This is a genomic window from Bacillus sp. NTK071 (assembly GCF_017303315.1).
Lineage (GTDB): Bacteria > Bacillota > Bacilli > Bacillales > Guptibacillaceae > Guptibacillus.
Map to the genome: position 1 here is coordinate 790,566 of NZ_JAFKOI010000001.1, position 26,467 is coordinate 817,032.

Below are 26,467 nucleotides of genomic sequence, written 5' to 3' on the forward strand. Positions count from 1 at the left end.
TCAAATAAAGTCCAGATTATTGAACACAAGTTAAACAACGCACTTCAATTACTTTTCTATATCTTTAATACCAATTATTTCAAATTACTGAGAACTACTCAATCTTTTATTTCACATTAAAAGGAGCCTATCTCATTTTCAGATAAGCTCCTATTTAGTTGAACAAGAAATGAGACGCTAATTAAACAAACACGCCGTTCCATAACGGAACTATAAGGAATTGCCTTAAAAAAACGTAAGGGTTATTACTGGAGGAGCGTCAGGTAAATGCGGATTTAAAACGAACGATAAGGAAATTCCCATTAAAAAGCCCAACTTCTCTGCAAGCAAAATAGAGAAAGTGAGCTTTTCAGTTAATTCATTATTTTTATTTGAACTAATATAAAACTGCTAAGTTGATTTTGTAGCTCAGCTATTTATTGAATTCATTAACTGGAAGAAGTATTCAGGTTTATGAGTCTTATTTAGGTTATACCATGAATGTAATGTAGCTGGTGCAAATACATCTAATTTTTTCAGTACTTCCATCGCAAATTCCAAAGGAGCTATTCCTGATGCAGTAACTAAGTTCGCATCAGATACCGCAAATTCCAACTCATAAAACTTTTCTCCTTTATAGTTAGGACATACCATTTTAGTATATTCTAAGTTATTACTTGTATGCTTTCTAGTATCTAAGTATCCCATATTCGCGAGGCCCTCAGTTGCACCACAAATTGCAGCAACAATAGTGCCGAGCTTTAAAGCTTGTCCAACTCTTTCCAACATAGGTTGATGAATTTCTTCATTCCATGTAGTTCCTCCTGGTAAAATTAAAAGATCTTTACTCTCAAGTATACATTCATCAAGGGAAATATCTGGTTTTATGTTCAGTCCTCCCATAGTAGTAATCATTTCTTTATTAGCTCCTACTGTAATAACTTTTAAAGGTGCTAAATCTTTTTTGAAATATCTTCCTGAGTTTAGTTCAGCAACTAAATATCCATATTCCCAGTCCGACATTGTATTAAATACATATAGTAAAACCTTTTTTGTTTGCATCCAATAACACTCCCAATCGCTATTTATATAGCAATTATAAGATAACTTCCCTGACAGTTAACGTCAGGGAAGTTATCTTACTTGATGAAATTCTATTAATTCCAACAGAACTTCAATAAGTTTTTCCTTAAGACTTATTGGCTCAATAACCTTAATAGATTTATTGTACGGTAAAAGTAAATAAGGTACATATGTATGTATCGTATCTTTTTCAAGAAGAAAGACTGCTTGATTTGAAGTCCGTTCTTGTAAATAATGTCCTAAAAACCAATGTTGGCAAATATCAGCCAAAACACTTTTATCACCATTAATAACCAAAGAAATAATCCCTTCCTTATCTTCTATAGTTGGAAGAAGACTTTTTATAAACAAGTCACGTGCTGAAAAATTTTCTGGCCGGATAAACTTATATTCGGTTAGCATCAGACTTTCAATTCGATCTACTCTAAAACTACGAATATCATTCCTAAGATGACAAAACCCAATCACATACCACTTATTATTCCAATAGATAATTCTGTACGGATCGACCAATCTATCATTTGATTGCTTTTCACCACTTTTATGGTAAAGAACTTTTACTGAGTACCCGTCAGCTACGGCCTGCTCCAACTCTTTCAAAAAAGGTTCTATAGAGAGTGAACTTAATCGACTTATTACTTCAAGACTAGTTAAATGTTGGTTTATCTTTGTTTCCTGCTCTTTATTTGAGTATTTACTTAGTTTGGAAATGGCTCTACTTAGTGCTTCACCTCCATAATATCCGGCTTCTTCTGCAAAAACAGCAGCGTGAAATAGTGAAGTTTGCTCCTCATAATCAAAAAAAAGAGGAGCCTCAATAAAATTGTTTAATAAAGAGTATCCACCGTTATGTCCTGGTTCTGAAATGATAGGTACGCCACTTGTTGAAATTGTATCAATATAACGATACACAGTCCTTATATTCATCTCTAACTTTTCTGAAATTTGTTTTGCAGTAATTTTTTCCCCTGAACGAAGCATCCAAAGAATCGCTAACATATTGTCAATTTTAGGCATATATTTCCACCTCTATATGAAATTTATTTTCTTATATATATTTCCGATTTCTGGTTTAACTCATCAACTGTTCCTTTGCGATAACTTTCTATATAACGTGGCCCTTGCAGGATCATTATCTACATTAGTTAGGGGAACCGTCGGAAAAATGCGGATTTTCAACGCTAAGCCTATACTCCTGACGAATCCCCCGTATTTGATAAGTCATTAAAAAGGGATAACCTACTTAAGATGCTTGAGGAATTGAAAGACTTTACCTTCATTTGCATACGAATCATTGAACACTTCTTTTGTTAAAAACAATCTTTCAACATTTCCAACATTTCCATAATTGCCGATTCAAACTGTTTGTAAGTACGGTGAAACAAAGTTCACTTCTCCTTATGGATAACCATTTAGAACAACTTTTAAATAAGTCAAAAATGACAAATTTTTTAAACGAGAACACTTATTCAACCAAGTGTTTTTTAATGCCCAATTAGTGAGTAAATGATAGGTTTTTTTAATTGTTATTTTTTTCTCTACATTATCAGAACTACTTATAACAAGCAGATAACACATATTTGCTAGAGTATATCAGAAGATCAACTATCCTCGATTAACTGGTATTTTCGAAAAACAGAAAAAGATTAGATTAACTATAGAATCTGCTATCTCGCATTGCCAAGTTTTGCTATAATTTTCATAGTATATGAAATGAAGCGTGGTGACAATTATTGTATAAAATATTATTAATTGAAGATGATACGTCACTCTTTCAAGAAATTAAGGAGCGACTTAAGCAATGGTCATACGAAGTCTATGGCATTAATGATTTTAGTCAAGTAATGCAAGGATTTGCCCAGGTAAATCCTGATCTTACAATTATTGATATTCAACTTCCGATGTTTGATGGTTTCCACTGGTGTAGAATGATCCGTGATCATTCGAATGTACCGATCGTCTTTCTTTCCTCCCGAGACCATCCGACAGACATGGTGATGTCGATGAATCTTGGAGCAGATGATTTTGTTCAAAAGCCATTTCATTTCGACGTATTAGTTGCCAAAATCCAAGCGATTCTACGTCGCGTTTATGATTACAGTACTGAGGAAAGTGAGCTTAAAACTTGGCTAGAAGCAACAGTTGATAAAGAAAGAAACCGCGTTACGAATGAAGTAGGCGCTATTGAGCTTACTAAGAATGAAATCATCATTCTTAGCATGTTAATCGAACGTAAAAATAGAATTGTCACGCGTGATGAACTCATCAATCGTCTCTGGGACGACCAGCGTTTTGTTAGCGATAACACGCTAACAGTGAACGTAAACCGCCTTCGGAAAAAGCTTGCTGAAATCGGACTTGGTGGGGCGATTGAAACAAAAGTTGGTCAGGGATATATGGCTTTGGAGAAACTATGATCTGGAGGTTCCTGAAAGAACGTCGTAGCTGGATCGGATTTGTGCTTTTTACAGAGTCTATTTTTCTTTTAATAACATTTGTTGATTCGACTATCCCTCTTTCCTCTGCCATGTATGCTGTGTTTTTATCCCTGATTCTGTTCGTACTGTTTCTTTTACTACGTTATGTGAAAGAAACAGAATTCTATAAAGTTCTTGAAGATCGAGAAAACAACTTTGATCTTACGAGTATGCCGGATGCCACAAGTCCTTTTGAAGAAGTGGTTCAGCACGTTACAACGGATCAAATGGAACAGCTTAAAAAAGAAACCAATCGAATGAGACAACAGCTTGAAGTTGAAAAGGACGACCTCGTCTCCTGGATTCATGAAGTAAAAACGCCACTTACAGCACTTCATTTGCTAATTGATCGCGTTCAGGATCGTGAGTTAAACGAGCATCTTACATACGAATGGCTTCGCATTCATTTTCTCCTTGATCAACAGCTCCACCAAAAGCGTATGCCAGCCATTGAAAATGACCTCTACATTGAATTCGTTGATCTTCAGGAAATTCTATTCAATGAAATTTCTCCGCTTCGCACTTGGTGCAAGCAGCGAAGAATTGGTTTTGACCTTAATTTGAACGTAACTAACATGCTAAGCGACTCTAAATGGCTTTCTTTTATGCTAAGACAACTGCTGACGAATGCTGTTAAATACAGTGAAAACAATGATATTCGAATCATAAGCGGGATGAATGGAAATCAACCTTTCCTCACCATCCAAGACTGGGGTCGTGGAATTGAAAAACGAGATCTGCCACGGATTTTTGAGAAAGGCTTCACGTCAACTGCTAACCATTCTGATGCAGTCGCAACAGGTATGGGACTCTATCTGACAAAAAAAGTGGCTAACTATCTAATGATTTTGATTGAGGTGGAGTCTGAGCCGGGTAACGGTACTGTCTTTACATTAACGTTTCCTGAATTAAATGCCTTTGAACATATACGGGGCATGTGACAACAATGTCACTTGCTCCTCTTTATTGTTAGGTGAATCGCAGGAAACATCTAAAAACCCTCTATATAATGAAACTATCACCAACACAATGGAGGGAACGTTATGAACGTACTTGAGGCAAGTAAAATTCAAAAAAGCTATGGGAATAAATTCATGAAACAAGATGTCTTGATGGGAATCGATGTTTCGATTGAACGAGGTGAATTTATCAGCATCATGGGTGCGTCGGGATCCGGAAAGACCACGCTTCTAAACGTACTATCATCGATCGATCGCGTTAGTGGCGGATCCATTAAAATTGATGGACAGGAAATGACAAAGCAAAAGGAAAAGCAGCTCGCTGAATTTCGAAAACGGCACCTCGGCTTCATTTTCCAAGAATACAATCTGCTCGATACATTAACCGTAAAAGAAAATATTTTACTACCACTTTCGATTGCAAAAGTATCAAAGGAAGAAGCAATCATGGCATTCGACTCACTCGCCCAAGAACTCGGGATAGATGAGATTCAGGACAAATACCCAAACGAAATATCTGGAGGACAAAAACAGCGAACATCAGCTGCACGTGCATTTATACATAAGCCAAGCATCATATTCGCAGACGAGCCTACAGGATCACTTGATTCAAAATCTGCTTCTGATCTCCTTAACAAGCTAAGCGACTTGAATGTGAGACGTAAGGCCACGATTGCTATGGTCACACATGATCCCGTTGCAGCGAGCTACAGCAGCCGTGTTATCTTCATTAAAGACGGCCGTATCTATACTCAGCTGAATAAAGGAACAGAGTCACGCCAATCGTTTTTAAAAGACATCATGAAAACACAAGGTGTACTTGGTGGTGTTCAGTATGAGCATTAATCACATGATTCTAAGAAACATGAGAAAAAATTTGAAGAACTATTACCTTTATGTTTTTGCTCTTATTTTCAGTGTCGGTCTCTATTTTTCCTTCGTCACTCTCCAGTATGATCCTGGCGTAGACAACGTTGAGACGTCAGCGAAGATGGCAGCAGCGATTCGAACAGCCGCCATTATGCTTGTGGTGATCGTAACGGTGTTCCTTATCTATGCCAACAGCATTTTCATTAAGCGTCGAGGGAAAGAAATCGGACTTTTTCAATTGATCGGCATGACAAAGGGTCATATCTTCCGCGTACTCACAATTGAAAATCTTATGATTTATATTAGCTCGATGCTAATTGGTATATTCGTTGGCTTTTCTTTCTCAAAGTTGATTCAAATGGTCCTTTTTAAGACAACTGGAATAACAGAGGTTGCAAGCCTGAACTTTTCAGCAGCTGCGTTACTGCAAACAGTTATTGTCTTCATGGTAATCTTTGGAGTCATCATGCTAACGAACTGGATCTTCATCATAAGACAAAGCATTTTATCCCTTTTTCGTGTTACATCTAAGACAGAGGGGCGAATCAGAAACATATCGGTACTTGAAATTAGTATGGGCGTACTCGGAATAGGGCTAATCATTGCAGGTTACTATGTTTCCAGCAAGTTATTCGATGGAGACTTTTCACTTATGAATGAACTGCTCTATGTTATGGCCTTCATTCTTGGGGCTGTGATTCTTGGGACTTATCTTCTCTATAAAGGATCGATTCGATTCGTAGCCAACCTGCTCCGAAAACGAAAAAATGGCTATCTAAACATTAATGACGTTCTTTCACTCTCCTCCATCATGTTTCGGATGAAATCAAATTCGCTTCTGCTAACTATCATTACGACTGTTTCAGCACTTGCAATCGGACTTTCTTCCTTAAGTTATATTTCGTATTACTCAGCTGAAAAAACGTCTAAACAGAACATCCCAGATCATTTTTCACTAGCCGATGAGAAGAATGCCAAACAGTATGAAATGGCGCTTAAGGAAAATGGTTTTGACTTTTACCAAAAGGAGCTTGAAGTTCTTCAGGCCAATGTCATAACAAAAGAAATCCTTGCCAAACAACAATCTGGCGCTGCTTTTGATCCTTCTGAAATGGTCTTACCGATCATTAGCGATGAATCTCTTAATGAAGTGAATGTTGCTCCTAATGAAGCCATTTTTACTGGTTACAGCAAGATTCTTGCTTCCGTAATCAGTTTTGATAAGGAAGGTTTCATTCAAATTGAAGGTAAAGAAAAAGTAGTTGATCAAGATTATCTAGGACTCAAAAATGAGTATATCTTGCCTTATTCTTATTCAGATGGTGGACTGCCTACCGTTGTAGTGGACCAAACCACCTTTGCCTCTATCCAAGAAGATATTGATGAAGATGTTCAAGATGAACCTTTAACGTATTTTGGATATAACCTTGAGGATTCTTCAAAGTTACCTGAAGCAACTGAACTGTTTCAGTCACTGTCATTTGATGATGACGAAGGTAGAAGCTCACAGTACGAAGCCTTTCTGCAGCAGAAAGAAAACATGGGGCTCGTCATGTTTATTGTAGGCTTCCTTGGCCTGACATTCCTCATTACGTCCGGCTGTATCCTATATTTCAAGCAAATGAATGAAAGTGAAGAAGAACGGCCAAATTATACGGTGCTTCGAAAGCTAGGTTTCACCGAAGCAGATCTTTCTCGTGGCGTTCGAGGCAAGCAGCTTGTGAACTTCGGCATCCCTCTTGTCGTTGGTCTATTGCACGGCTACTTCGCCGTTCGTTCTGGCTGGTTCTTCTTCGGCTCTGAGTTTTACACGCCTATGCTTATAGTCATGAGTATTTATACTATCCTCTACTCCATCTTCGGTGGGCTATCAGTGGTATACTATAAGAAAGTGATTCGAGAAGCGCTATAGAAACTGGTGATGCTAAACAACGGGCTTACTTCAGAGGTGCAAAACGTGAATTTGCTTAGAAATTCACAAACCAATTTACAGTATAAATTACATGCTAAATCACACAAGATAGAGCTTGGAGGCGCAATTGCCATTCCAAGCTCTTTTATTTTGTTATTTCATTAAAGCTCGGAGATTACGTAAGACTCGGATCCGAGATATCTCTGAGCAATTAGATAAAATTATCGGTCATAAGCTTTCCAGTAAGAATGTCATGTGCACCGACTCTTGGCGTGCCTTTAAAACTTATGCGACTGAAAAAGGGATGGATATACTTCAATTCAGGTCTGATGGTAAGGTTCGAACAAAAATTTATGATACACTTAGATTAACTAAGTTCAATATCTAACATTTCTTTTTTCCTCGAACGGAAGGTTTAGGGGGAGATTGACTGGGAAATTCTTAATTAAATAAAGGTGGAATTTTATGCTTTTGCTTATGTTAATAGTTATATTTCTGCCTTTTATAGCAAGACGAATAGAAAGGCATTTTCAACGATTAAAAAAAGAAAAAAATGAAATGAAGGATATCTTCAGTGATTGAGAGAAAATGATATTCCCACTTAATTAACCTATTGCTCTAGTTAACAAACAAAATATACCCAGCGTAACTTCCATAAAAATGGAAGTTCCTGTTTTTTTGTAAATATCACATGAAACTTAAACATAACCATTTAATTAAAAAGAAGCCTATCTTATTATAGATAAGCTCTGAGATTCTGGAAGACTTGAATCTGAAGTAAAAGTACTGGACTAATTAAGAAAAGGAGCTTTTAACTTAATATTATCTCCATTTTTCTACTTTTTGTTGTCATCCCTATTGATCTATAGAATTCAATTGCAGAAGTATTTTTCTCTGAGACCCCCAATTCAATACTATCAACTCTGAGGTTTCTCCCAAAATCAAAAGTGTATTGAGTTAGTTTTTTTCCTATTCCTTTCTTTCTATATTTTTCAGCTACAGATAAACTGTTTATAACTAATACTCTTCTCGCTTTGACAAATGAATTTCCAGTTGATTCTTCTTCCTTTGTCACTATAACTCCGACTAATTCATTACCTATTGTTGCAACAAATATGTGCTGTTTCACATCACTCAACTGGCTTTCAAAGAACTCTTGCTCAACTGGGATCGAATTCTCTTTGTACAAATCTGGTCTTACAAAAACGTGGAGGTCATGAACTTGCCTAAATAAAGGCAACAATGACTCGTAATCGTTTTGATCGGCTTTTCGAATAGATATATTCATATTTTTCTCCCCCTACCTATTAACCTTCTATTAGTTGTTATTATTAAATATGTTAAGCATTTTAGAAAATGATTTATCTGAACTTTTCTGGGTTTCCTGCATAAAACTCTATGACTCCACATAAAAGACTTGATATCGAGATAATTGGACAAGGTACCCTTCTTAGTTAGTATACAAATCTAGAATAAAAAGAAACTCATCAAGATTCCCAGCATAAATCCAACCACGTGGGAAACAGCTCCGCCCAAACCTATAAAGTTTCCTAAAATTGAATAGAAAATAATATAGTTTGTTTTCCAAGTACCTAATTGGAAATTGAATAGATCAGGAGTTTGTATAAATAGGTAAAATATACAACCTACCAATGCAAAGATCCCAGGAGAAGCCCCTGTTCCTTTATTAAATGAAGAAAATATAGAAAATAACAAGGAAACAATTACATTTCCAATTGTATAAATGAGAAGAAACATAATGCTTCCAATTTGGTTTTCTAGCACTAATCCGACGAAATAAATGCCAAAAGCGTTTCCCATGAGATGAATTATGTTCATATGAAAGAATGGAGCAGTAATGAGTCGATACCATTCTCCCTTACTCATATAGTCAAAACTCTTTCCTGTACCCCATTTAGACAATTTATTGCTCCACATTCTCTCTATGAAAAAAATAACTATGTAAATAACAAATAATGTAATTGTCACAGGAGGGGTATTTAATATGGTAACGTTATCGACTTCCTTTCTAAAAGTGATACACAATATTTATTTACCTTTTTGCCTTTTTATTTTTCACCTCTATCCACAGTTACGGTGACTACTCTTGTTAGATAATCGCTCCGAGATATTGGAGTAAGATTTAAATTGAAACACAACCACCAAGTAATCGGTATCTTTGTCCACAAAACACTGTGCACCACGCCTGAACTGGCTGGTGTACAGTTTTTTTTTGAATGCTCAATCGAATTTGCTCGCTTACAAGTGAAGTACCTCAAATAAACTAACTGAAGTTATGAATCTGCTTTCTTCTTCAAGGGGTATTTCTTATTTATTATCGAGATAACGACCATAGTTGTCGAACTTAATGCCACTGTGAGTATTGCGGAACGAAAAAGCCACTTGTGCGAAGTTTTGAGCCATCAATTGCGGAGAATGGAGCCAGTGAATGCATAGAAGAGAGCCACCGGGTAAATTTCACTAGTGACTCTCTTCTTTAATATGGTCAACGAGGAGCGACTAAACTATGCCTTTCACGCATTGATATGTGGCCATCAATTATTATTTTATAAGAGTCATGGACAATCCGGTCAAGAATCGCATCAGCTACCTGGGCTTGTCCGAGTTTGGAATGCCACCCTTCGGGTGAGAACTGGGAACAAAAGATGGTAGAAGTCCGCTTGAGCCTCGCGTCGATAATTTCTAAAACGTGGAGCACTTGATCTTGAGACAGCTCACTCAGGAGCCATTCATCCAATATCAATAAATCAATCGATCTGTACTTTTTAATCAGTTTGCGAAAACTTCCATCTGCCTCATGTTTGGCAACTGCGAGTTCATCCAATAATTCGGGCAATCGGATATACTTCACCTTGTAGAACTGCCGGCAGGCCTGAATGCCGAAAGCATTTGATATCCAAGTCTTTCCGTTGCCTGAAGCCCCCATAAGGATAATATTATGATGCTTCTGAAGATAGGTGCCGGACGCCAGCTCTAAAATTAACTGCTTATCCAACTTACGGTCAGCGTGATATTCGATCAGTTCAACGGCTGCGCTCGAGTCATCAAATGTGGCTTGTTTAATCAATCGGTCCAGCTTATTCGATCTTCTGCGATCATATTCTGTATCCACCAATAGGTTAAAACGATCATCAAAATCCATGCCTTGGAAGTCTTTATTTTCATTCTGTAGTTGATATAACTCCGCCATTCCACTCATCTTCATGTCCATTAACTTTCGTAAGGTTTCTTGGTTAATCATTTTTTATCCCTCCCAAAATAGGTAGCGCCTCTGGTAAAACCATAGTCCCCTGTTTGCGTTTCTCCAACTAGCTGTTTGTTCACTTGCTTTTTCTTCTGCCTCTCCAAGATACTTTTAAGAACGGCAACAGTGGGATGAGAGGATATCTCCAGTAAGGTCTTGGTCGCTTCCTCAAGCTCAGATTCCGTTCTTTTAGAGGCTGTACTTCTCAACCCGTTCAATATATTCAAAGCTTTCTTTTCGACATTTGTTTTCAAGATATGTTCAACCAGTCGTTCCGTATTCGGTCCGACAGTCCTTGCCCATTTCCGGTTGTTTTCTGGATTGTGATCGAGATAAAGCCGATGGTGGTCTGGCATGTGATCCGGATTTGTGGCATATGAATCTTCTGTTTTTTGTTTACGTGGATGGGATGCAATCCGCACATCTTTAAAGTACAATTCAATTACATCCGCAGTGATTCGGACATCGACATCCTCGCGGACGTATTCATAGGGGACGGAATAGAACTTATAGTCCACTTGAACGTGGTAGTTCGGTTGAACTTTGGCAGTCGCCCATTCCGTCATCTTGAACCGTGTTGGAGGTAGAGGATGAAGGTGGCTCTTCTCCTCTTCTTCAAACACTTTGGACCTAGAACCCTCGCGCTTTTGGAAATTCATCGTATTGATTTCTTCCAGCTTTTCAAAGATTCGTGCATTTAAATCCTCTAGATGAAAACACTGATAGTTTCGTAGTGATGCAATGATCTGCCTTGATATGTATCCGACAGTTCCTTCTACACTCGCTTTGTCTTTCGGCTTTCTGACGCGACTGGGCACCACAACCGCCCGGTAGTAATCGGCTAATTCCCGGTAAGCTTCATTGATCATTGGATCGCCCCGATGGGGCTTAGTCACGCCCGTCTTCAAATTATCAGGTACCAAAGCCTCGGTAACGCCTCCAAAATATTCGAATGCATGAATATGTGCACGCAGCCAGGAAGTTGATTTCATATCAAGAAATGCCTCTACATAACTCAACTGACTATAGGGAAGGGTTGCAATGAATACATACGCTGGTATAACCTCGCCGGTCGAATTATCTATGATCTTAAGCGTCGTTCCTGCCCAGTCCACCTCTAAGATCTCGCCTGGCTTTCTTCTGATTGGCATGGTTAGCTTATGCTTCTTTGCGAAGTTCCCATATTTTTCAGCGAATGTTCGATAGGCATAAGGGACTTTTCCAGCTTCTCTAGCTTCACTGGCATATTCGTTATGCAGAAGCGTCAGGGTGACATTTTTCTTTTGTAGTTCTTTGTGAACCCACTCAAAATCAACGGGGCAGTATCCCTTTTCAATTGCTTGTTTCTCAGGGAACAAGTAAGTCCCAAGCCACTGATTATTCATGGAATCCTCTAACCCCCTTAAACCTCTTTCATTAGCCCGCTGGACAACTTCAGCGATTGTATTTCGCGAGTGGCCGGTACTGGAACTGATCGTCCTCTGGCTTATGCCATCGAACTCCATCCCCAGAATCTTCCGATAATTAACCATAAAAAAATCCTCCTTCTACACAAGTGTCATGCTTTATAGGCATGTCCCTTAAGTATACCGGAGGTATATTGTGAAAATATGTTTTTGTGGCTCTCTACTCCGCAAATGGTGGCTCTATCTTCCGCAATCGGTGGTTTAATTTTGCGCATAAGTGGCTCATTCACCATGCAATATTCAGCCACTGCCTTAATCATTAAAATATCCGGCAAAATTATATATTCAATTCCCATAACAACCATTACGATTAAACATGTAATAAGAAATCTTTTCCCGAAAGACATTACTAAACCTCCTCGAAAGTTTATTCACTGGCTGTGATTTCGAAATCACACCCTTCAGCTCCCGTTTCATACTCAATCTTAATATTAAATCCACTTCAACTATAGTACCGAGATTGTTGAAGATAGTTATCTATTATTCCGAAACTTATGTAGCTTTGTTTCGTAGTACTTAATAGGAGGGATATACATATGAAATTCAAACTAACTTATTTAATGCTAGGGTTATTAGTTGTTTTGGCTGCTTGTAATTCTGGCGGTGGTAGTTCCACAGAAAACCAACTGGAAACGCTTAAAGACAACTATCCAGAAGTGAAGACTGAATTAGAAAAACTCCCAGAAGAATTTAGAAACGAGATAACGGTTCCAAGTAAGAAATCAATTCCTCTTGATGTATCTGAAGTTGAAGCAGTGGCAGAAACGAAACTCAAACCTTATGGTATGAACTTTTATTACCTAGAAGACGAGAAACGTCTAAATCTATCGATCAAGGATCAAAAAGGTATAGACGTATCACTCGGGAAAGATTCAAATCAAGAACTGGATAATGATATTAATGGGTATTACAGTGAAGGTGGAGGAATGTCTAAACTAATGTGGTTAAGTGAAAATAAAAATGCATTATATTCAATACAGGGCGTTGTCCCACCTGAACAAGACTCCCCTTTTAAAAAGGAAGATATGGTGGAAATCGCTAACTCCATCATTCAACAAAGAAAATAGATCGTTATCTGGGTAATTATTGGGAGCTTATCTATTTAAGATAAGCTCCCGAATTGTGGAAGTATTCAAAACAAAATAATATATCTGTAATTGACCGCAGCTACCGAAACCAGTTGTAAACATAACTAGATTCTATTTAGAGGTTAGATGTTTATTCCTATTTTATTTTTACAGGAATTTCAGTCTTGTGTTCTCCATTTTTTCGCCAACTAATGACGATAGAAGTATTTTCTATATGTTTCTTATAAAATTCAAGTTTGTTTTTTTTAGTTCTAGGTGATCCTCCACTCGTTGCTGTTTCAAAAGTCACTTGCCCTGTGTCAAGTGAAGAGAATTTACTCATACTACCTTTTCCCATTTCCTCTGGAAATTTCCACTCATAGCTAACATTTTTAGGAGTACCTTCTCCAATATAAGTTAATACTGCATTTTCCGAAAATCTCTTTTCCTCCACCTTATATTCAGTTGTGACTTCCCATTGCTCATTTTGTCCTTTAGCTTGAAAGCTGCCAGTGTCAGCTGATTGGTTGTTACATCCCGTTATAATGAGAAGTAAACCTAATAATACAAATGTGGGAATTCCCCTCATTAACATTCTCCTTTATATTGAATTATACTAAATCGCCTCTCTCAGCTTAAGTTAACAATTGCTAGTGGTTAAATCTATGTGTTGCTCTTTTCGACAGAGCAAATTTGGTTCCCTTGTTTATTCGAGAATTGCTCCGAGATTGTTAAAAAACTTATTTACGTTGGTATTATTGATTTTCATTGAATGAATTTATAAATTCATTCACATCTTTACTAATTTCCTCATAACGAGTCCAATGAAGGTAATGCTGTCCCTCTAATAAAACAATTTTACTAGAAGGGGTATTAGTTAACTGTGTTTTATAAAAGGACAGATTGTTCTTACCATCTTCTCTTATGTCCCCTTTTTCGGTAGTAAAAATTAAAACCGGAATATTAGGAGGAAATTTCATCCCCACCGTCATGTCAACGTTATCTTCTATATTATTAGCTTCATTAACAACGCTTTTGTTATAACCCTTCCATGCGGAGATCGCCTTTGTCATTTTTAAATTTTCTTCAGAATAGGTACCATCACTAGCAATAGGTAAAAAATTTTCAGGACTAATCATTAGGGCTAATCTTGCTATACCAGTTGGTGCCAAATAACTTAAATAACTGGGCATTGTTGGAGAATTTTCTCCAAAATAATTTAAAGCTTGTGGCAAAGTTGGGTCAATTCCTACAATCGCTTTAACTTCTTCTGGATATGTAGTAGCAAAATACATACTGTAAAAACCAGAAATTGAATGAGGCATCAGAATGTATGGCCCTGGTATGTCCGCTTTTTTTAATCCTAACCTCATTTCCTCTACAATGTTCTTCACCGTTCGTTCCTTGTTGGTGATATCGCTCCAACCATACCCAAAGGGCTCTACAACTACAACTCTATTAGTCTTTGAAATTTCATCTATCAAAGGTTCAAAATCCAGTACTGGTGCTGATGTTCCAAGGCCACTCATTAAAACGATCGTGTTATCTCCTTCACCTTTGGAATGAATGTGCATCTCCTTACCGTCAACCTCAACGATTTCCCCTAATGGCTTGTACTTTTTTTGTTCATAAGCGCTTAGTAAGTTATTGTAAATGACCCAAATAACAAGTGCACCTATCAATACTAATAAAAAATTCCTTATAAAAACCCAAAACTTATATTTCTTTTCAGCTTTTATCATTAATTCCTTAGACCTACTTTCAAACTTTTCTTTAATCTTACATTTCATGGAACTTCCTAGAAATGCTTTTTGGTATTATTTTGAAATAGGTCTTGCGTCTTATAAATTCGTTTGTCTATTGAAAAAGCTTCTAATTGAATTACTGCTTATTTGTTGAAGTACTAGACCTCTTATTTCTCCTTAAAAACGAGGCTGAATTTATTAAAGATAAGCTCCGAGATTGTTGAGCAGTATTCAAACCTCACGAGTTTGTAAGAGGATTATTTCTTACCTTTTAGTAAATCAATGATATAAAAAAGCTGAGTAATAATAAACGCCGCTAACAGAACTAATGAAGCAACTAGATATGAAACAAAATCAATGTCACTAGTAAATCGCCAAATAAACATAGGAAGAGTAAAGAATAGTAAAAAAACTACAATTAATGTAAGAATAAATATTCCTATATAACGATTCATATGTACCTTGTACCTCCCCTTTAAACCTTTTTCTTATGCTAACTTGCCGAGTAGCTCAACGTCGATTATTTCAAAAGATTCTAAGGGTCGCAATAATAATCATATAGAATGGGAGGCTATCTTATTTTAGATAAGCTTCGATATTGCTTAAGATCAAAATAGGGCCACGAGATCATCAAACTTTTCTATGACCTCATCATACTCATTTACTTGTCCGAAACCATATTTTGCATAAACAAATGGAATCCCTGCATATCTAGATGCATTTAAATCACCTATTGTGTCTCCTACGTAAATAGGGCTAGACAGGTTGTTTCTTTCGATAATCAAGTTAATATTTTCCCCTTTGGATAAACCAGTTCTTCCTGGATTCTCAAAGTCTAAAAAATAATCCCCTAAGTTATGAAACTCATAAAACGATTCGATGTAGCCATCCTGACAGTTGCTTACTATGTAGAGTTTGTATTTCTTTGAAAGCAGCCTAAGTACTTCCTCAACATTATGAAAAAGTTTACCTCCCTGTTTCTTTAAGTACCCCTGTTCGGTATTACAACACTCTGTAATCACTTGTACACGTATTTCCTCCGGTAAATAAGGAAACAATTTTTTACTGATTTCTTGCATTTGCAAGCCCATTGTTCCTTCAAAATCAGTCCGGGTGAGTTCTCTTTTGACGAGACTATGTTCCTTGATACGGCTATTCCACGCATTGAGTACAGTATCAATTGGATCCCAAATGGTGCCGTCTAAATCAAAAATAATGCTGTCCATTATCTGTTTTCACCCTCTCCATTAAATAAAAGCTCCGAGATAATAGAAGAACGTTTATGTATGACGTGGGTTCTTCTTATACTTGGGTATTCTTTTTATTAAATAGTTTTCCGATCACTATTATAAGTCCTATGAGGAAATGTATTAATCCATTAGCTACTGTAATAAGACCTATAAAAGCTGCCATTAGGCTTCCACCTTGGCCGGCATTACCAGGGCCTACTAGGATTCCACCAATAACAAAGCCAAGTCCAACGCCAAGAATTGCTAATAAAATACCAGAAGCCCAGAGGGGAAGACTCCCACTTCTGTGCCATTTAATCATGAATATATTTGCTGGGATTAACGATGCAGCAAGAAATAAATACATCAGTACATCCATACAATCCCCCTTAAATAAGTTCCTATATATCTAATTATTAACGATTTGCAACGAGATATTGGAACAAGTTTTTTATAAAAAATATTATAATTAATAAAACTATCATCGTCTTAATATTAAAAAACAACAATTTCTAAGAAAGAACCTCAAAAATAAGTATGGCAATTAGAACATTGATTACTTTCTGAGGGAGTCCTTTCATTCTTTTGTCCACACTTGGTACAGGTTATATGCTTAGAAAATTCATTTGCAGATCCAAATAATAGGTTTTTAGCATTCCTTTCTGATTTGATAAGGTATTTTGTTGTTAAGAATAAAGCGGTACCAACTATCAACAGAAAAAATAACATCCCCATATTGTTCCCCCTGTCAGATCAGCTTCAATAGCAACATTTTGGATCACCATAATTATGCATAACCATTTTTGGGGTTACACCCAATGATAATGATACGATTTTAATTAAAAATAGTTTCAATTATTCCGTAACTGCTCATAGTTAATATTAATAATTATACTTTTTGACACTTTGAAAGGAGCCTATCATATTACACATAAGCTCAGAGATACTGCAAGAACTGCTAACTTTTATTCAATTGTGTATATAAATAGTTTTCTATCATATTGATAAATCGATAATTTCCTATACGTTAGTCTTTCTTAGGTGCGAAATATACAAGCAAAAAGGTTAAAAACAAAGATATGCTTGGAACTGCTTCATTCTCCCAATAAATATATAGCAGTTTTCCGATGAAAAATAGACTTGGACCTATAAAACTCCACGGAAAATAGAATTGTTTATAGAAGAAGAAATATATATAGATACTAAATGCGGTAGAAATATACACTGCAAAGAAAATAGTGTTCAGTTCATTTAATAGCGATCCAATCATAATAATGATAAACAATGTAATGATCCCTCTAAAAATCCCCATATACTCTCCTCAAGCACGGATTCTCTTGTTCTACAATAATACTCAACATCCTAATACCAATTATTTCAAATAAGAATGACTATCTCAATCTTTATTTTCATGAAAAAAGCTTATCTCAATTACGGTTAAGCTCTCTTACGGAACAATAGGCGTAATCCAGTGTTCTTGAATTGCTCCGAGATTACTGAATAACAAATTAACCTTGTTCAAGTGGAAAAATGTATACTAAGTAATTCATATAATTGTCTAATCCAATAGTTTTAGCAATGAGATTAGAAGGCTTATTTGCCTCCTCACAATCCCAATATGGAACCATACCTTGCTCAACAGAATCCTTCACAACACATAGGGCTACATTCTGACCTAATTTATTCCCCCGATGTTCCTCTACTGTTTCAATATCTATACCGTGAGCATTTTCTGCTACAAATCCTGAAAAACATAAACTCACAATTTTATTTTCGTAAACAATACAGTACCCAATACCTTTTTGAAAAAATAGTTCAGGAGAAGACCAGAATTCTAAGATTTTCGAGTGTAAAAATCCTATGTTATCAATATAATTTCCATCGTTCTCATATAGAGATTCATCGATTTTTAATGCTTCATAACCCTGTTTAATGGAGGGTTCAATATCATCATTAAAATGACCTCTTAACTTATAAACATTTTGATGTGATACCTGTATATGACGTTCTTTAAAAATCCCCTCTATCGTCTTCTCCCATCTTGAATTGTTACCTATCGCTATAAAACTATTTAGTCCAAGCTTCTTTGCTTCAGGATAAATTACCTTATCAAGAAAATCATTTATATGGTTATTAAATAACTCATTATTCTCATCCCCAATAAAGAAAAACCCATCATTATTACCCAGCCAGATAAGTCCTGTACTAGGTGACTTGAAATGATCTACAAAAATCCGACCAGGGTTATTCCCTTCAATTACAGCTTTAACTTCTAAATGACCCCTATCATTTATTAACTTTTTGCATTTATAGAAATCAGTTTTATCAAGTTCACGAATCATTTTTAACCCTCCTATCGGCATAACGTAGTCACTTAAAAACATTCCATCCTATTACTAAATTTCTTCAGGGAGATCACAATTTGTGATTATCCACGTACTGCTATCTCTCCTTTTTTATGGAAGTCTCCAAATCAAAATATTTAATCTGAAACATTCCTCAATCATAAAATTCCATATGCGTTTTTTCGTTTTTATAGTAGTCTAGTCTGTCCTGCAATGTTCCTGTATGAAATTCAAATTTATGACCATCAGGGTCTGTAAAATAAATAGATTGCTTGTCTTCTTTGGCTCTAGGACGGCCTGATAAGATATTTACTTCAAGATTCTTTAGTTTATTGTACATTTCTTCAAAGTCGCCTTCCTCAATTGAAAAAGCAATATGTGTATAAGATTGTTTTAATTCATTACGAGGAATGCTTTTTTCTTCATTGAGAGCAAGCCACATTCCATTTAGATCAAAGTAAGCTGTATTTCTACCTTTCACTAATAATTTTGCATCAAATATTTTCTTGTAGAACTCAATCGAATATTCCAGGTCAGAAACCGAAAACAAAAAATGATTTATACCTTTTATAGACACGTTACCACCCTAAATAATTATTAGCTTTAAGCTGCACTCTGTTTCGAAAAGCAGCATCTTTTTAAAACATCGCTCCGAGATACTGGAGTATATAATGTCAGATAAAATAATTAATACTACGGGACACTAGAAAATAAAAAGCAACAATTCCTAAAACTAAATCAACTAATGCCAATTTCTTTTCACCTTTTTTGAAACTTACGATAAAGCCATAAAGGCATCTAACCATCCAAAAACCTATCAAAAACAACCAACCAAAATGGTCATTTCTATAATTATCATCGAAAAACATTTGTATCGCACCTATAACTAAAAGAATAAGGATGATGTTCATTAATATCTTTGGAACCTTATTTAAGCTTTCTTCCTTCATATTAAACCACCCAATTCACTAAAATATCTCGAATTAAAATCTTCAACAATGCTGCGCAAACCTTTAATACCAATTATTTCAAACCCACCAACATAACTCAATCGTTTCTTTCAAATTAAGAGGAGCCTATCTTATTACAGATAAGCTCCGAGATTGTTTAATAACTGTTATTTCAAAGACATTTCTTCCTCAAGTGATTGTCGTTCCATTTCTGGCACCTCAGTAGTCAGCTATTGTGGAGCCTTATGAAAATAATCATTTCATCTGATATAATTAAATTACAAAATAAAGGTGGTGGTTTATGTGTTAGAACGTGAAAGTGAATCACAAGGAAGAAAGTTTGCTTGGGTGGGTAAATGGGCAAAAATGACTGGTGATCGTGCAAAAATTGATGCCAAGGTAAATAACACCTATATCGTTTATGATACAGAAAACGGCCTTGTGAAAGAGTATCCTGATGGAACCGTTGTAAAGTTTGACCAAAAACCAGATGGTGATATTGAATGACAAAGCCAAAGCTCCCTCCCATGATGTATGTTTTTGCTGGTAACAATGGGAGTGGAAAAAGCACGCTACGTAACCTTCTAATTGATAAGTTAGGCATAGACATTAATATTGATCCTGATTCCATTGCGCGTAGATTGGATCCACAATCACCTGAGACGAAACAATTAGCAGCAGGTAAAGCAGCCGTAAGACTGATTTACGAGTGCATTGAAGAAGAAAAGAGTTTTTCAATTGAAACGACGCTCGCTGGAAAAAATGCGATTCACCAAATGACCAAAGCCAAGGAAAAAGGATTTGAAATTACAATGTTTTATGTTGCATTAAGCCACATCACGCAAAACATTGAGCGAGTCGCATTACGAGTGAGGAATGGTGGTCATCATATCCCAACAAAGGACATCCTGAAAAGAGATATCACTTCCAAAGAAAACCTACTTCAACACTTGTCACTCATTAACAACCTCGTCGTTATCGATAACAGCAAATCAGATGGAGAATTGATTTTAGAAATATCTAATAACCAAATAACCTTCGAAACTGATGAGATACCTGACTGGGCAGACCCTATAAAACAGAAATTTAATACTCTAAGGTGAAAGCTTCTTCTATTGGTTCATAGAAGAAGCTTTTTATTATAACTAAGTTTTTATTATAACTAAGGAATGAACACAAACTAAACAATCGCTCCGATTATCTTTAGTAATATGTTAAATAAGCTTCCAAGCTATAAATCCCGCTACAATTATAACCAACCCTATTATTTTATTGAAAAATTTCAGTATAAAACCAATCACTATACCTAAGATACACAACCACTTATAATCATAGGTGGGACGAACATACTCTGCTATGTATCCCATCCAAGTACCAGATATTAATAGCATTAATCCTAATAACACTATTACATTAATAGCAATATCTAACCCTTTTAAAAATCCTTTCATATGCTCCCACCTTCCAGCCACTCTTACACTCATAACAACTAATGGTTTTAACAGGGATATCCTGATAAAAAGGGATTGCCAGCCCTTACTTTTTATTAAGCAAATGCTCCGAGATAAATAAATAAGAAATTTTTATAATTTAGCTCTTTTCTTTTCAATTAATGTCCAAACTCCATAAATTAATATGGAAGCAGCCATCATTATTAAGAAGGCATTAGTAATTAAATTAAAATCTAATTCATTAATTGTTTTAGTAATTTCACTGTTATTTACGGTTTGGTGAATTGTCCAGCCATTGTAGCCCAGAAAAAATACGAAAGCGTAAATGCGATTATTAAACCGCCTAATAAAGAAAACCAAGTTTTCATCATAGAACAACCCCTTTTTACACTCTATGTCCTTAATGGCTCTTCAGTATTATCTTCAAAATTCTTATACAAAACTACATAGAGCGCTCACTTTTTATTGCGGAAACGCTCCGATATAACTGAATAAGAAAATAATCTCATTTTTATTTTAATCTATTATTTCTTTGTCTTATCATATAGACCTTTAAGCTTTTAAGGCTCTATCTTAATCAAACATTCCCTATGAGTTAAGGTCGAAAAAAAGCCCATATAAACATGCCACCCAAAGCAAAATGTAAAGTAACCTTGGGTCTTTATATTCAAGCTTTTCTAATTGTTTTAACTTGTTTATATCGAAGGTCAATGCTTTGGCATGCTGAACAAGTTTGTTGCTGTATGTAAATAAAATAAATAATATTATAGGAAGAATAAAGAAGTCGAAGAAAACGATTTTTCTTATCACTGAGTCCCCTATATTCAAGCTGGACATTAACATCGGTATTGATATAGCAGACAATGCAAGAGCATTATGTAACCAAAATACCACAAAAGGTTTTTCTCTTTGATTTATGATTATATACAATAGAGGAATTAATGATATAGCGATTAATAATAAACTAATTCCTAGAAGAATTTAAATCACCTCGCTACTCTGTTTCTAGTATCTGTGGTTAACCTCTAAAGGATTCCATCTTCCATTTACTATGATAGCTCCCTTTGATTGATAACCTTGATAAGTAACCAAAACTTTAATGGGTCTTTCAGTAGTTTCACTAAGATACGCGAAGCAATCAATTAATTCATTTGAATGTATATGGCTTTCAAAAATAGTATTTACATATTCTGATTTCTTAAAATTCTCGAAAAACCACTGACTATGTTGTCGATAGTCCCATCCGTCACTTGATCCCACGATTTTGAGTTCCTTCTTATAAAAGTCTTCATTCAAAAAGAAAAGGTCCTTGTTTCCGTCTGACAACACACAAACTTCCCCATTATGCTTCAGCGCTTTTAGTATTGCGTCAAATGCATTCTTATTTGAAGAGCATTCAAAACCATACTTATAATGCTCTCTAGGAACTTCTTCTTCTGATAAATAAACATTATTAGCTCCAAACGTTTTGGCTAATTTACCTCTTGCTTTATTAGTCTCCAATACATCGACCTTCTGAACGTTCATGTACTCTTTTAAAAAATGAAGTGTCAGCAATCCCATTGTTCCTGATCCAGTTACCAAAACGTGATCCAATTTGTTAGGTTCAAGTTTCATAACACCTTTCCCAGAGTCACAAGAGAGGGTATTCAGTAAAGCATATGTATAATCAATGGTTTCGGGGACTTTAATACCTTTTCAGCTTTAACAACCCCATAGTCTTTATGTCCATAAAATGCTAGAACGTTGTCCCCTATATTGATGTCTAATACATCTTCTCCAGCTTCTATTACTTTTCCAAAACTTTCATAACCTGTTTCTTTAGGATATATAGGATTGAGATCCGTAACATCTGATTCATTATACTGAGGGAGTTCGGCACCAATACTGATCGCGCCTGCAATCGTTTGAATTAATAATTCGTCTTTTTCAATAGGTTTTAATGCCTTTCGTTCCCATTCTAGTTTTCTTTTTCCTACAAGTACCAATGACTGTTGCATCAATTGAAAACACCCTTTTATTTGTTAAATAATTCTTCGTACTAATAGCAATTTATTTCTGCCTTTTATAAATCTTTGTAGCTTTTCCTCCAACTCTGTATTGCTCCGATATTGTTGAAGATGGAACTACATCTCTACTTTTTTGGTGCCTATTTAAAAACAATACCTGTGACTAGCGAACACACTTTGCAGTAATCACTTTCTTTACGTAGAAAATGAAATGTTAAATCTCTTACGATATTTCTAAAAGTCGGTTTATTGCACCTATAACTATGGAAGGTTCATCATCTTGTATGTAATGAGCACTATTTTCAGCAATTATCAGTTCACTATTAGAAGAATATTGAAGAATCTCTTCTTGCAATTGATTCCATAGGTTTTGTGATTCATCCGAATAGTGATCTTTTTTGCCTGCTGATAAAACAATTAAAGGGACGCTTAACTTCACTTTGCAGTTCTTTAATTGATTTAAACTTTCACCAAACTCATCATAATTGCCTTCTACAATGAATTGTTTATCATAGGCTTTTTGAAAAACTTCTGACATAGTAGGCAGGAACCTTTCTCTATAATCCGCCGGAGTCGAGTCCACTAGTATTAATCCACTAACATCATCTGGGTATGTACTGGCATACAATCTTGCGTTAACCCCACCAAAGGAATGTCCAACTAATAGGTATGGAGGAGTGATGGTCAATTTATTAAGGAGTTCCTTCAGTTCTTTTACCATCTCTAAGCTAGTTCTAGGGTTAGAGCTTGATTCACTTTTTCCTAAGCCTGCTCTATCGTAAACAAGAACTTCTGTTAATGAAGCAACTTCAGAAACGATCGAATTCCATCCCTTTGAGTAATCTCCATACCCGGCTTCCATAACAATAGTCGGTTTACCGTTCTTCTTTCCAATCAATTTAGTAAACAATTTAAAATCACTTACTTGTATAAACGTCTCCTTTGACATAAACAAGAACCTCTTCCTATTTTGCTTTGAATTCCAATGTATTACTATAATGCTCAATAGCTTAGTACCAATTATTTCAAATTACAAACAATAATTCCATTAAAAAGAAGCATATCTTATTATAGATAAGCTCCGAGATAATAGAACGAGGTCAATTTTAAATAAGGTTTATATATTAAAGAAAATTAGCCCTATGCCAACGAGAATAGCTCCAAACCATATAATGAAACCTTTAAGTGATATTGGATCTGTTATAACGTCGAACAAATAGAGTAAAAACTTTTTTACTCTATTTGATTTTACATCATCTATCCAAACTGCTATTAATCCACCAAAAAGTATTAATAGCCCTACTACAATAATCATAGTTGGTACCATAAACCATAGGTCATCCATCATCGTTTGATTCTTATCCTCTCTTTTACAATCATAACTCCATTTTCGCTCCGAGATAATGGATATGGTTATCTTAAGGTTTTAAATGAATAGGAGGAGTAATCCTATAACTATTAATACCAGTCCTCCCCCCATACGAAGACCTCCAGTTGCTACAGGATCACCTGATATTAGATCAAAAAGACTTAATAAATAAGCACTTACTTTATTAGCATTTTCACTTTCTTCCCAACGGGCTCTTAACCCCCAAATAAATAAGAATAGACCTACTAAAATGACTATGCCAGGTACTATATACCACATTACACTCATCATCTACTAATTCGTTTTCCTTTCTTTTTCAAATTCTTTTAAAGAAAGAGAGAACCACTACCTTTGCAATCTTCTATTCTCGCTCCGAGATAGTTAAGCAAGGCTAACTAAAGCAGCATACCTAAAAGCCTCCGTTAGTATTCCGATGTTTATTCTCATTCTGTCGGAGTTCCTCTATTGACTTAGTTCTTTTAAGTGGATTTTTGCCTTCCCATTGCTTTTTCGTTTTTATTGATTTTATGTACTTGTAAATAGTCACTATTGCAAACAAAACTAAAATTAATGAAATCCACATAATCGTTTGAAACATAAAAAACCTCCTTCACGTCCTCCCCAACATATTTGATAATATTGTTTAAAATTACTCCAATCTCCTGTTACAAGTCTCTAATACCAATTATTTCAAATCTGCACACAGAACTCAATCTTTACTTCACATATAAAAGAGCTTATCTTATTACAGATAAGCTCCGAGATTGTTGAAGATGTAATTTTGGTAAATTATGGTTAATTTCATCATACTAAAATTTGAGATAGTAATGACTTTAACTTTTCTCCACGGCTCACATAGAAACTAATATGGTGTTTCATCGTGGTCTCTTCGTTTAAATCCATGATTTCTATCGTTCTCTTTACAAAGTTCCAATTCATGCAGCCAGATAACCATAAAAGTGATTGTAAGCGTTCTTTTTCTTCCACTGAGATTGTTTTCTCTGATATATAGGCATCAAAAAATGTCTTGGCCAAATCCGGTGACAGACGAGTAGATCCTATTCCGTTATTACGGGAGTACCATTTGATTAACCAAGCTAACCCTTCGATCCGATCTGTGTAACCTATAGATTCAAAATCAACAATACCTGCTAGTCTATTTTCGTTGTTCCATAGAACATTTAAAGGGTTTAAATCCGACTGAACAATGAAATCTAACTTATCTGATTTAGATAGATTGATATGGTTTTCAGCTATATGTAAATAAGAATTTAGTGTTCTAGCCATTTCTGTAGAGACATTTGTGATTTCTCGTTTTTGTTTAATTTGAGCAATAAATTTGGTATAGCCGGCTAAATGTGAATTTTGTTCAAAGACAGGACTGCGAAAATCACGGGAAACTTCATGGATATTCTTGACTGTTTTACCCACTAGTTTAGTAAAACTGTTTGTACATTTGGTAATGTGTTGGCCTTCAACCCACTTGAATAAAACTACACGGTAATTACTTCCTTTCCATTCAATTGAAACAAAGCTATCTCCATTTATCGAAGGGATGGCTTCCGCAAAAGGTACTCCACGTTGAATTAGATAATCGGTATATCTTATCTGCTCAGTTAAAATTTCATCTGTTATCTCTCCAAACACATTATGAGAGGAACGATTATCACCAATAAACCTTATAGAATAAGATTGGTTATTCATACTAATTTTATAGTGCAGATCCTTATTCCAACTTCCTATGTGCAACTCGCCTTCAATCAATAGATTGTTATACTCCGGAAAGAAAGAAAGGAGTGCTTTATTTATTAATTGGTGCATAATTCCCACCTTGTTTTCATCTATTTTTTGATGTTTTATATATTCCTATTAAGCTCCGAGATAACAGAACAATGGAGGCAATCTAATAATCTTGATTTGCCCGTTAGCTTAAAAAATAATAAGTTCATACTTTTATACCCGATGTTTTATGTTGTTAATTTCCTTAGGAATTGAAGACTTCTTCCCTCTTCCGTTTTTGTAATTTGTTAATTGAATATGAAAATAGTTAATATATTCGATAATGGTAAAAATGTAAACAAATACAGCAAGTATCAAAGGATAAAAGGATACTCGGTCCAATTTAACAATATCCATAATTAGTATTAAAGGTGCTATGCAAATTAGTGTAAAGTTTATGTATTTCAGTACGATGAGAAACTTGTACAGATTAGGTAGAATAGTTCTTTTATTTTTCAATCTATTCCACTTAATAAACCAGTAAAAACTACCTTGTATTAAGATGAAATTTA

26 protein-coding genes and 2 pseudogenes are annotated in these 26,467 nt (G+C 35.5%); 8 read left to right on the forward strand and 20 right to left on the reverse strand.

Features of this window, described 5'->3' with window-relative positions; translation table 11 throughout:
- Positions 1-408: 408 nt before the first annotated feature.
- Together JI666_RS03975 and JI666_RS03980 are read right to left on the reverse strand one after the other, a co-directional pair.
- Positions 409-1,041 carry a type 1 glutamine amidotransferase family protein gene (locus JI666_RS03975; protein ID WP_206889169.1) on the reverse strand — a complete coding sequence of 211 codons (633 nt, stop codon included), beginning with the start codon at positions 1,039-1,041 and terminating at the stop codon, positions 409-411.
- Between the two features lie 72 nt (positions 1,042-1,113).
- The gene (locus tag JI666_RS03980; RefSeq protein WP_206889170.1) at positions 1,114-2,079 is read right to left on the reverse strand and encodes a helix-turn-helix transcriptional regulator; all 966 of its coding nucleotides are present in this window, start codon (positions 2,077-2,079) and stop codon (positions 1,114-1,116) included.
- 716 nt (positions 2,080-2,795) lie between these two features.
- On the opposite strand from JI666_RS03980, the gene JI666_RS03985 reads away from it, so the two are divergent.
- The 5 genes and pseudogenes from JI666_RS03985 to JI666_RS04005 all read left to right on the forward strand — a co-directional run.
- Positions 2,796-3,479 (forward strand): response regulator transcription factor, encoded by a 684-nt coding sequence (locus JI666_RS03985; protein ID WP_206889174.1) that lies wholly within the window; start codon positions 2,796-2,798, stop codon positions 3,477-3,479.
- Entirely contained in the window at positions 3,476-4,480 is a 1,005-nt protein-coding gene (locus tag JI666_RS03990; RefSeq protein ID WP_206889177.1) for a sensor histidine kinase, read from the forward strand. The genes JI666_RS03985 and JI666_RS03990 overlap by 4 nt, the downstream gene beginning before the upstream one ends.
- A gap of 102 nt (positions 4,481-4,582) precedes the next feature.
- Positions 4,583-5,344, forward strand: a complete 762-nt coding sequence (locus JI666_RS03995) for an ABC transporter ATP-binding protein (protein ID WP_206889181.1) — start codon at positions 4,583-4,585, stop codon at positions 5,342-5,344.
- Positions 5,334-7,280: an ABC transporter permease gene (locus JI666_RS04000; RefSeq protein WP_206889184.1), complete on the forward strand. Its 1,947-nt coding sequence runs from the start codon at positions 5,334-5,336 to the stop codon at positions 7,278-7,280. Before JI666_RS03995 ends, JI666_RS04000 begins: the two co-directional genes overlap by 11 nt.
- A 205-nt stretch (positions 7,281-7,485) precedes the next feature.
- A pseudogene (locus tag JI666_RS04005) lies at positions 7,486-7,629 on the forward strand (IS1595 family transposase); the annotation flags it as partial.
- A 462-nt stretch (positions 7,630-8,091) separates the two neighbouring features.
- On the opposite strand, the gene JI666_RS04010 reads toward JI666_RS04005, so the two are convergent.
- The 5 genes from JI666_RS04010 to JI666_RS04030 all read right to left on the reverse strand — a co-directional run bounded on the left by JI666_RS04010 (position 8,092) and on the right by JI666_RS04030 (position 12,358).
- Positions 8,092-8,568 (reverse strand): GNAT family N-acetyltransferase, encoded by a 477-nt coding sequence (locus JI666_RS04010; protein ID WP_206889186.1) that lies wholly within the window; start codon positions 8,566-8,568, stop codon positions 8,092-8,094.
- A 179-nt stretch (positions 8,569-8,747) separates the two neighbouring features.
- Positions 8,748-9,203: a rhomboid family intramembrane serine protease gene (locus tag JI666_RS04015; RefSeq protein ID WP_206889187.1), complete on the reverse strand. Its 456-nt coding sequence runs from the start codon at positions 9,201-9,203 to the stop codon at positions 8,748-8,750.
- Positions 9,204-9,786: 583 nt separating this feature from the next.
- Positions 9,787-10,542 (reverse strand): IS21-like element helper ATPase IstB, encoded by a 756-nt coding sequence (gene istB, locus JI666_RS04020; RefSeq protein WP_206889188.1) that lies wholly within the window; start codon positions 10,540-10,542, stop codon positions 9,787-9,789.
- Entirely contained in the window at positions 10,539-12,077 is a 1,539-nt protein-coding gene (istA, locus tag JI666_RS04025) for an IS21 family transposase (RefSeq protein ID WP_206889189.1), read from the reverse strand. The genes istB and istA overlap by 4 nt, the downstream gene beginning before the upstream one ends.
- A 26-nt stretch (positions 12,078-12,103) precedes the next feature.
- A complete protein-coding gene (locus JI666_RS04030) occupies positions 12,104-12,358 on the reverse strand; it encodes a hypothetical protein (protein ID WP_206889190.1) in 255 nt (84 codons plus the stop codon).
- A gap of 189 nt (positions 12,359-12,547) precedes the next feature.
- Between JI666_RS04030 and JI666_RS04035 the strand changes: the two genes are divergently transcribed.
- Complete coding sequence (locus tag JI666_RS04035; protein ID WP_206889191.1) at positions 12,548-13,078, forward strand: hypothetical protein; 531 nt, start codon at positions 12,548-12,550, stop codon at positions 13,076-13,078.
- A 157-nt stretch (positions 13,079-13,235) separates the two neighbouring features.
- Here the strand turns inward: JI666_RS04035 and JI666_RS04040 are convergent, their stop codons facing one another.
- From JI666_RS04040 to JI666_RS04075, 8 genes are all read right to left on the reverse strand, one after another.
- Complete coding sequence (locus JI666_RS04040) at positions 13,236-13,667, reverse strand: hypothetical protein (protein WP_206889192.1); 432 nt, start codon at positions 13,665-13,667, stop codon at positions 13,236-13,238.
- 166 nt (positions 13,668-13,833) lie between these two features.
- Positions 13,834-14,868, reverse strand: coding sequence for an alpha/beta fold hydrolase (locus JI666_RS04045; protein ID WP_286170557.1), 1,035 nt, complete (start codon positions 14,866-14,868; stop codon positions 13,834-13,836).
- A 563-nt stretch (positions 14,869-15,431) separates the two neighbouring features.
- Entirely contained in the window at positions 15,432-16,049 is a 618-nt protein-coding gene (locus JI666_RS04050; RefSeq protein WP_206889193.1) for an HAD family hydrolase, read from the reverse strand.
- A gap of 76 nt (positions 16,050-16,125) precedes the next feature.
- Positions 16,126-16,431 (reverse strand): inner-membrane translocator, encoded by a 306-nt coding sequence (locus JI666_RS04055; RefSeq protein ID WP_206889194.1) that lies wholly within the window; start codon positions 16,429-16,431, stop codon positions 16,126-16,128.
- A gap of 648 nt (positions 16,432-17,079) precedes the next feature.
- The gene (locus JI666_RS04060; protein WP_206889197.1) at positions 17,080-17,364 is read right to left on the reverse strand and encodes a hypothetical protein; all 285 of its coding nucleotides are present in this window, start codon (positions 17,362-17,364) and stop codon (positions 17,080-17,082) included.
- A 196-nt stretch (positions 17,365-17,560) separates the two neighbouring features.
- Positions 17,561-18,394, reverse strand: coding sequence for a GNAT family N-acetyltransferase (locus tag JI666_RS04065; protein ID WP_206889199.1), 834 nt, complete (start codon positions 18,392-18,394; stop codon positions 17,561-17,563).
- Positions 18,395-18,551: 157 nt separating this feature from the next.
- Complete coding sequence (gene fosM / locus JI666_RS04070; protein WP_206889202.1) at positions 18,552-18,974, reverse strand: FosM family fosfomycin resistance protein; 423 nt, start codon at positions 18,972-18,974, stop codon at positions 18,552-18,554.
- A 97-nt stretch (positions 18,975-19,071) separates the two neighbouring features.
- On the reverse strand, positions 19,072-19,347 hold the full coding sequence (locus tag JI666_RS04075) for a hypothetical protein (RefSeq protein WP_206889205.1): 276 nt from the start codon (positions 19,345-19,347) through the stop codon (positions 19,072-19,074).
- 303 nt (positions 19,348-19,650) lie between these two features.
- Between JI666_RS04075 and JI666_RS04080 the strand changes: the two genes are divergently transcribed.
- Both JI666_RS04080 and JI666_RS04085 read left to right on the forward strand, forming a co-directional pair.
- Positions 19,651-19,854 (forward strand): hypothetical protein, encoded by a 204-nt coding sequence (locus JI666_RS04080; protein WP_098443859.1) that lies wholly within the window; start codon positions 19,651-19,653, stop codon positions 19,852-19,854.
- A complete protein-coding gene (locus JI666_RS04085; RefSeq protein ID WP_286170559.1) occupies positions 19,851-20,450 on the forward strand; it encodes an ATPase in 600 nt (199 codons plus the stop codon). Before JI666_RS04080 ends, JI666_RS04085 begins: the two co-directional genes overlap by 4 nt.
- A 111-nt stretch (positions 20,451-20,561) precedes the next feature.
- Here the strand turns inward: JI666_RS04085 and JI666_RS04090 are convergent, their stop codons facing one another.
- The 5 genes and pseudogenes from JI666_RS04090 to JI666_RS04110 all read right to left on the reverse strand — a co-directional run bounded on the left by JI666_RS04090 (position 20,562) and on the right by JI666_RS04110 (position 25,997).
- Entirely contained in the window at positions 20,562-20,798 is a 237-nt protein-coding gene (locus JI666_RS04090; RefSeq protein WP_136948062.1) for a hypothetical protein, read from the reverse strand.
- 1,077 nt (positions 20,799-21,875) lie between these two features.
- Positions 21,876-22,801 (reverse strand): annotated as a pseudogene (locus JI666_RS04095) (zinc-dependent alcohol dehydrogenase); the annotation flags it as partial.
- 229 nt (positions 22,802-23,030) lie between these two features.
- The gene (locus JI666_RS04100; RefSeq protein ID WP_206889209.1) at positions 23,031-23,756 is read right to left on the reverse strand and encodes an alpha/beta fold hydrolase; all 726 of its coding nucleotides are present in this window, start codon (positions 23,754-23,756) and stop codon (positions 23,031-23,033) included.
- A 477-nt stretch (positions 23,757-24,233) separates the two neighbouring features.
- Entirely contained in the window at positions 24,234-24,467 is a 234-nt protein-coding gene (locus tag JI666_RS04105) for a hypothetical protein (RefSeq protein ID WP_206889211.1), read from the reverse strand.
- Between the two features lie 513 nt (positions 24,468-24,980).
- The gene (locus JI666_RS04110; protein WP_206889214.1) at positions 24,981-25,997 is read right to left on the reverse strand and encodes a phosphotransferase enzyme family protein; all 1,017 of its coding nucleotides are present in this window, start codon (positions 25,995-25,997) and stop codon (positions 24,981-24,983) included.
- Positions 25,998-26,467: the final 470 nt, after the last annotated feature.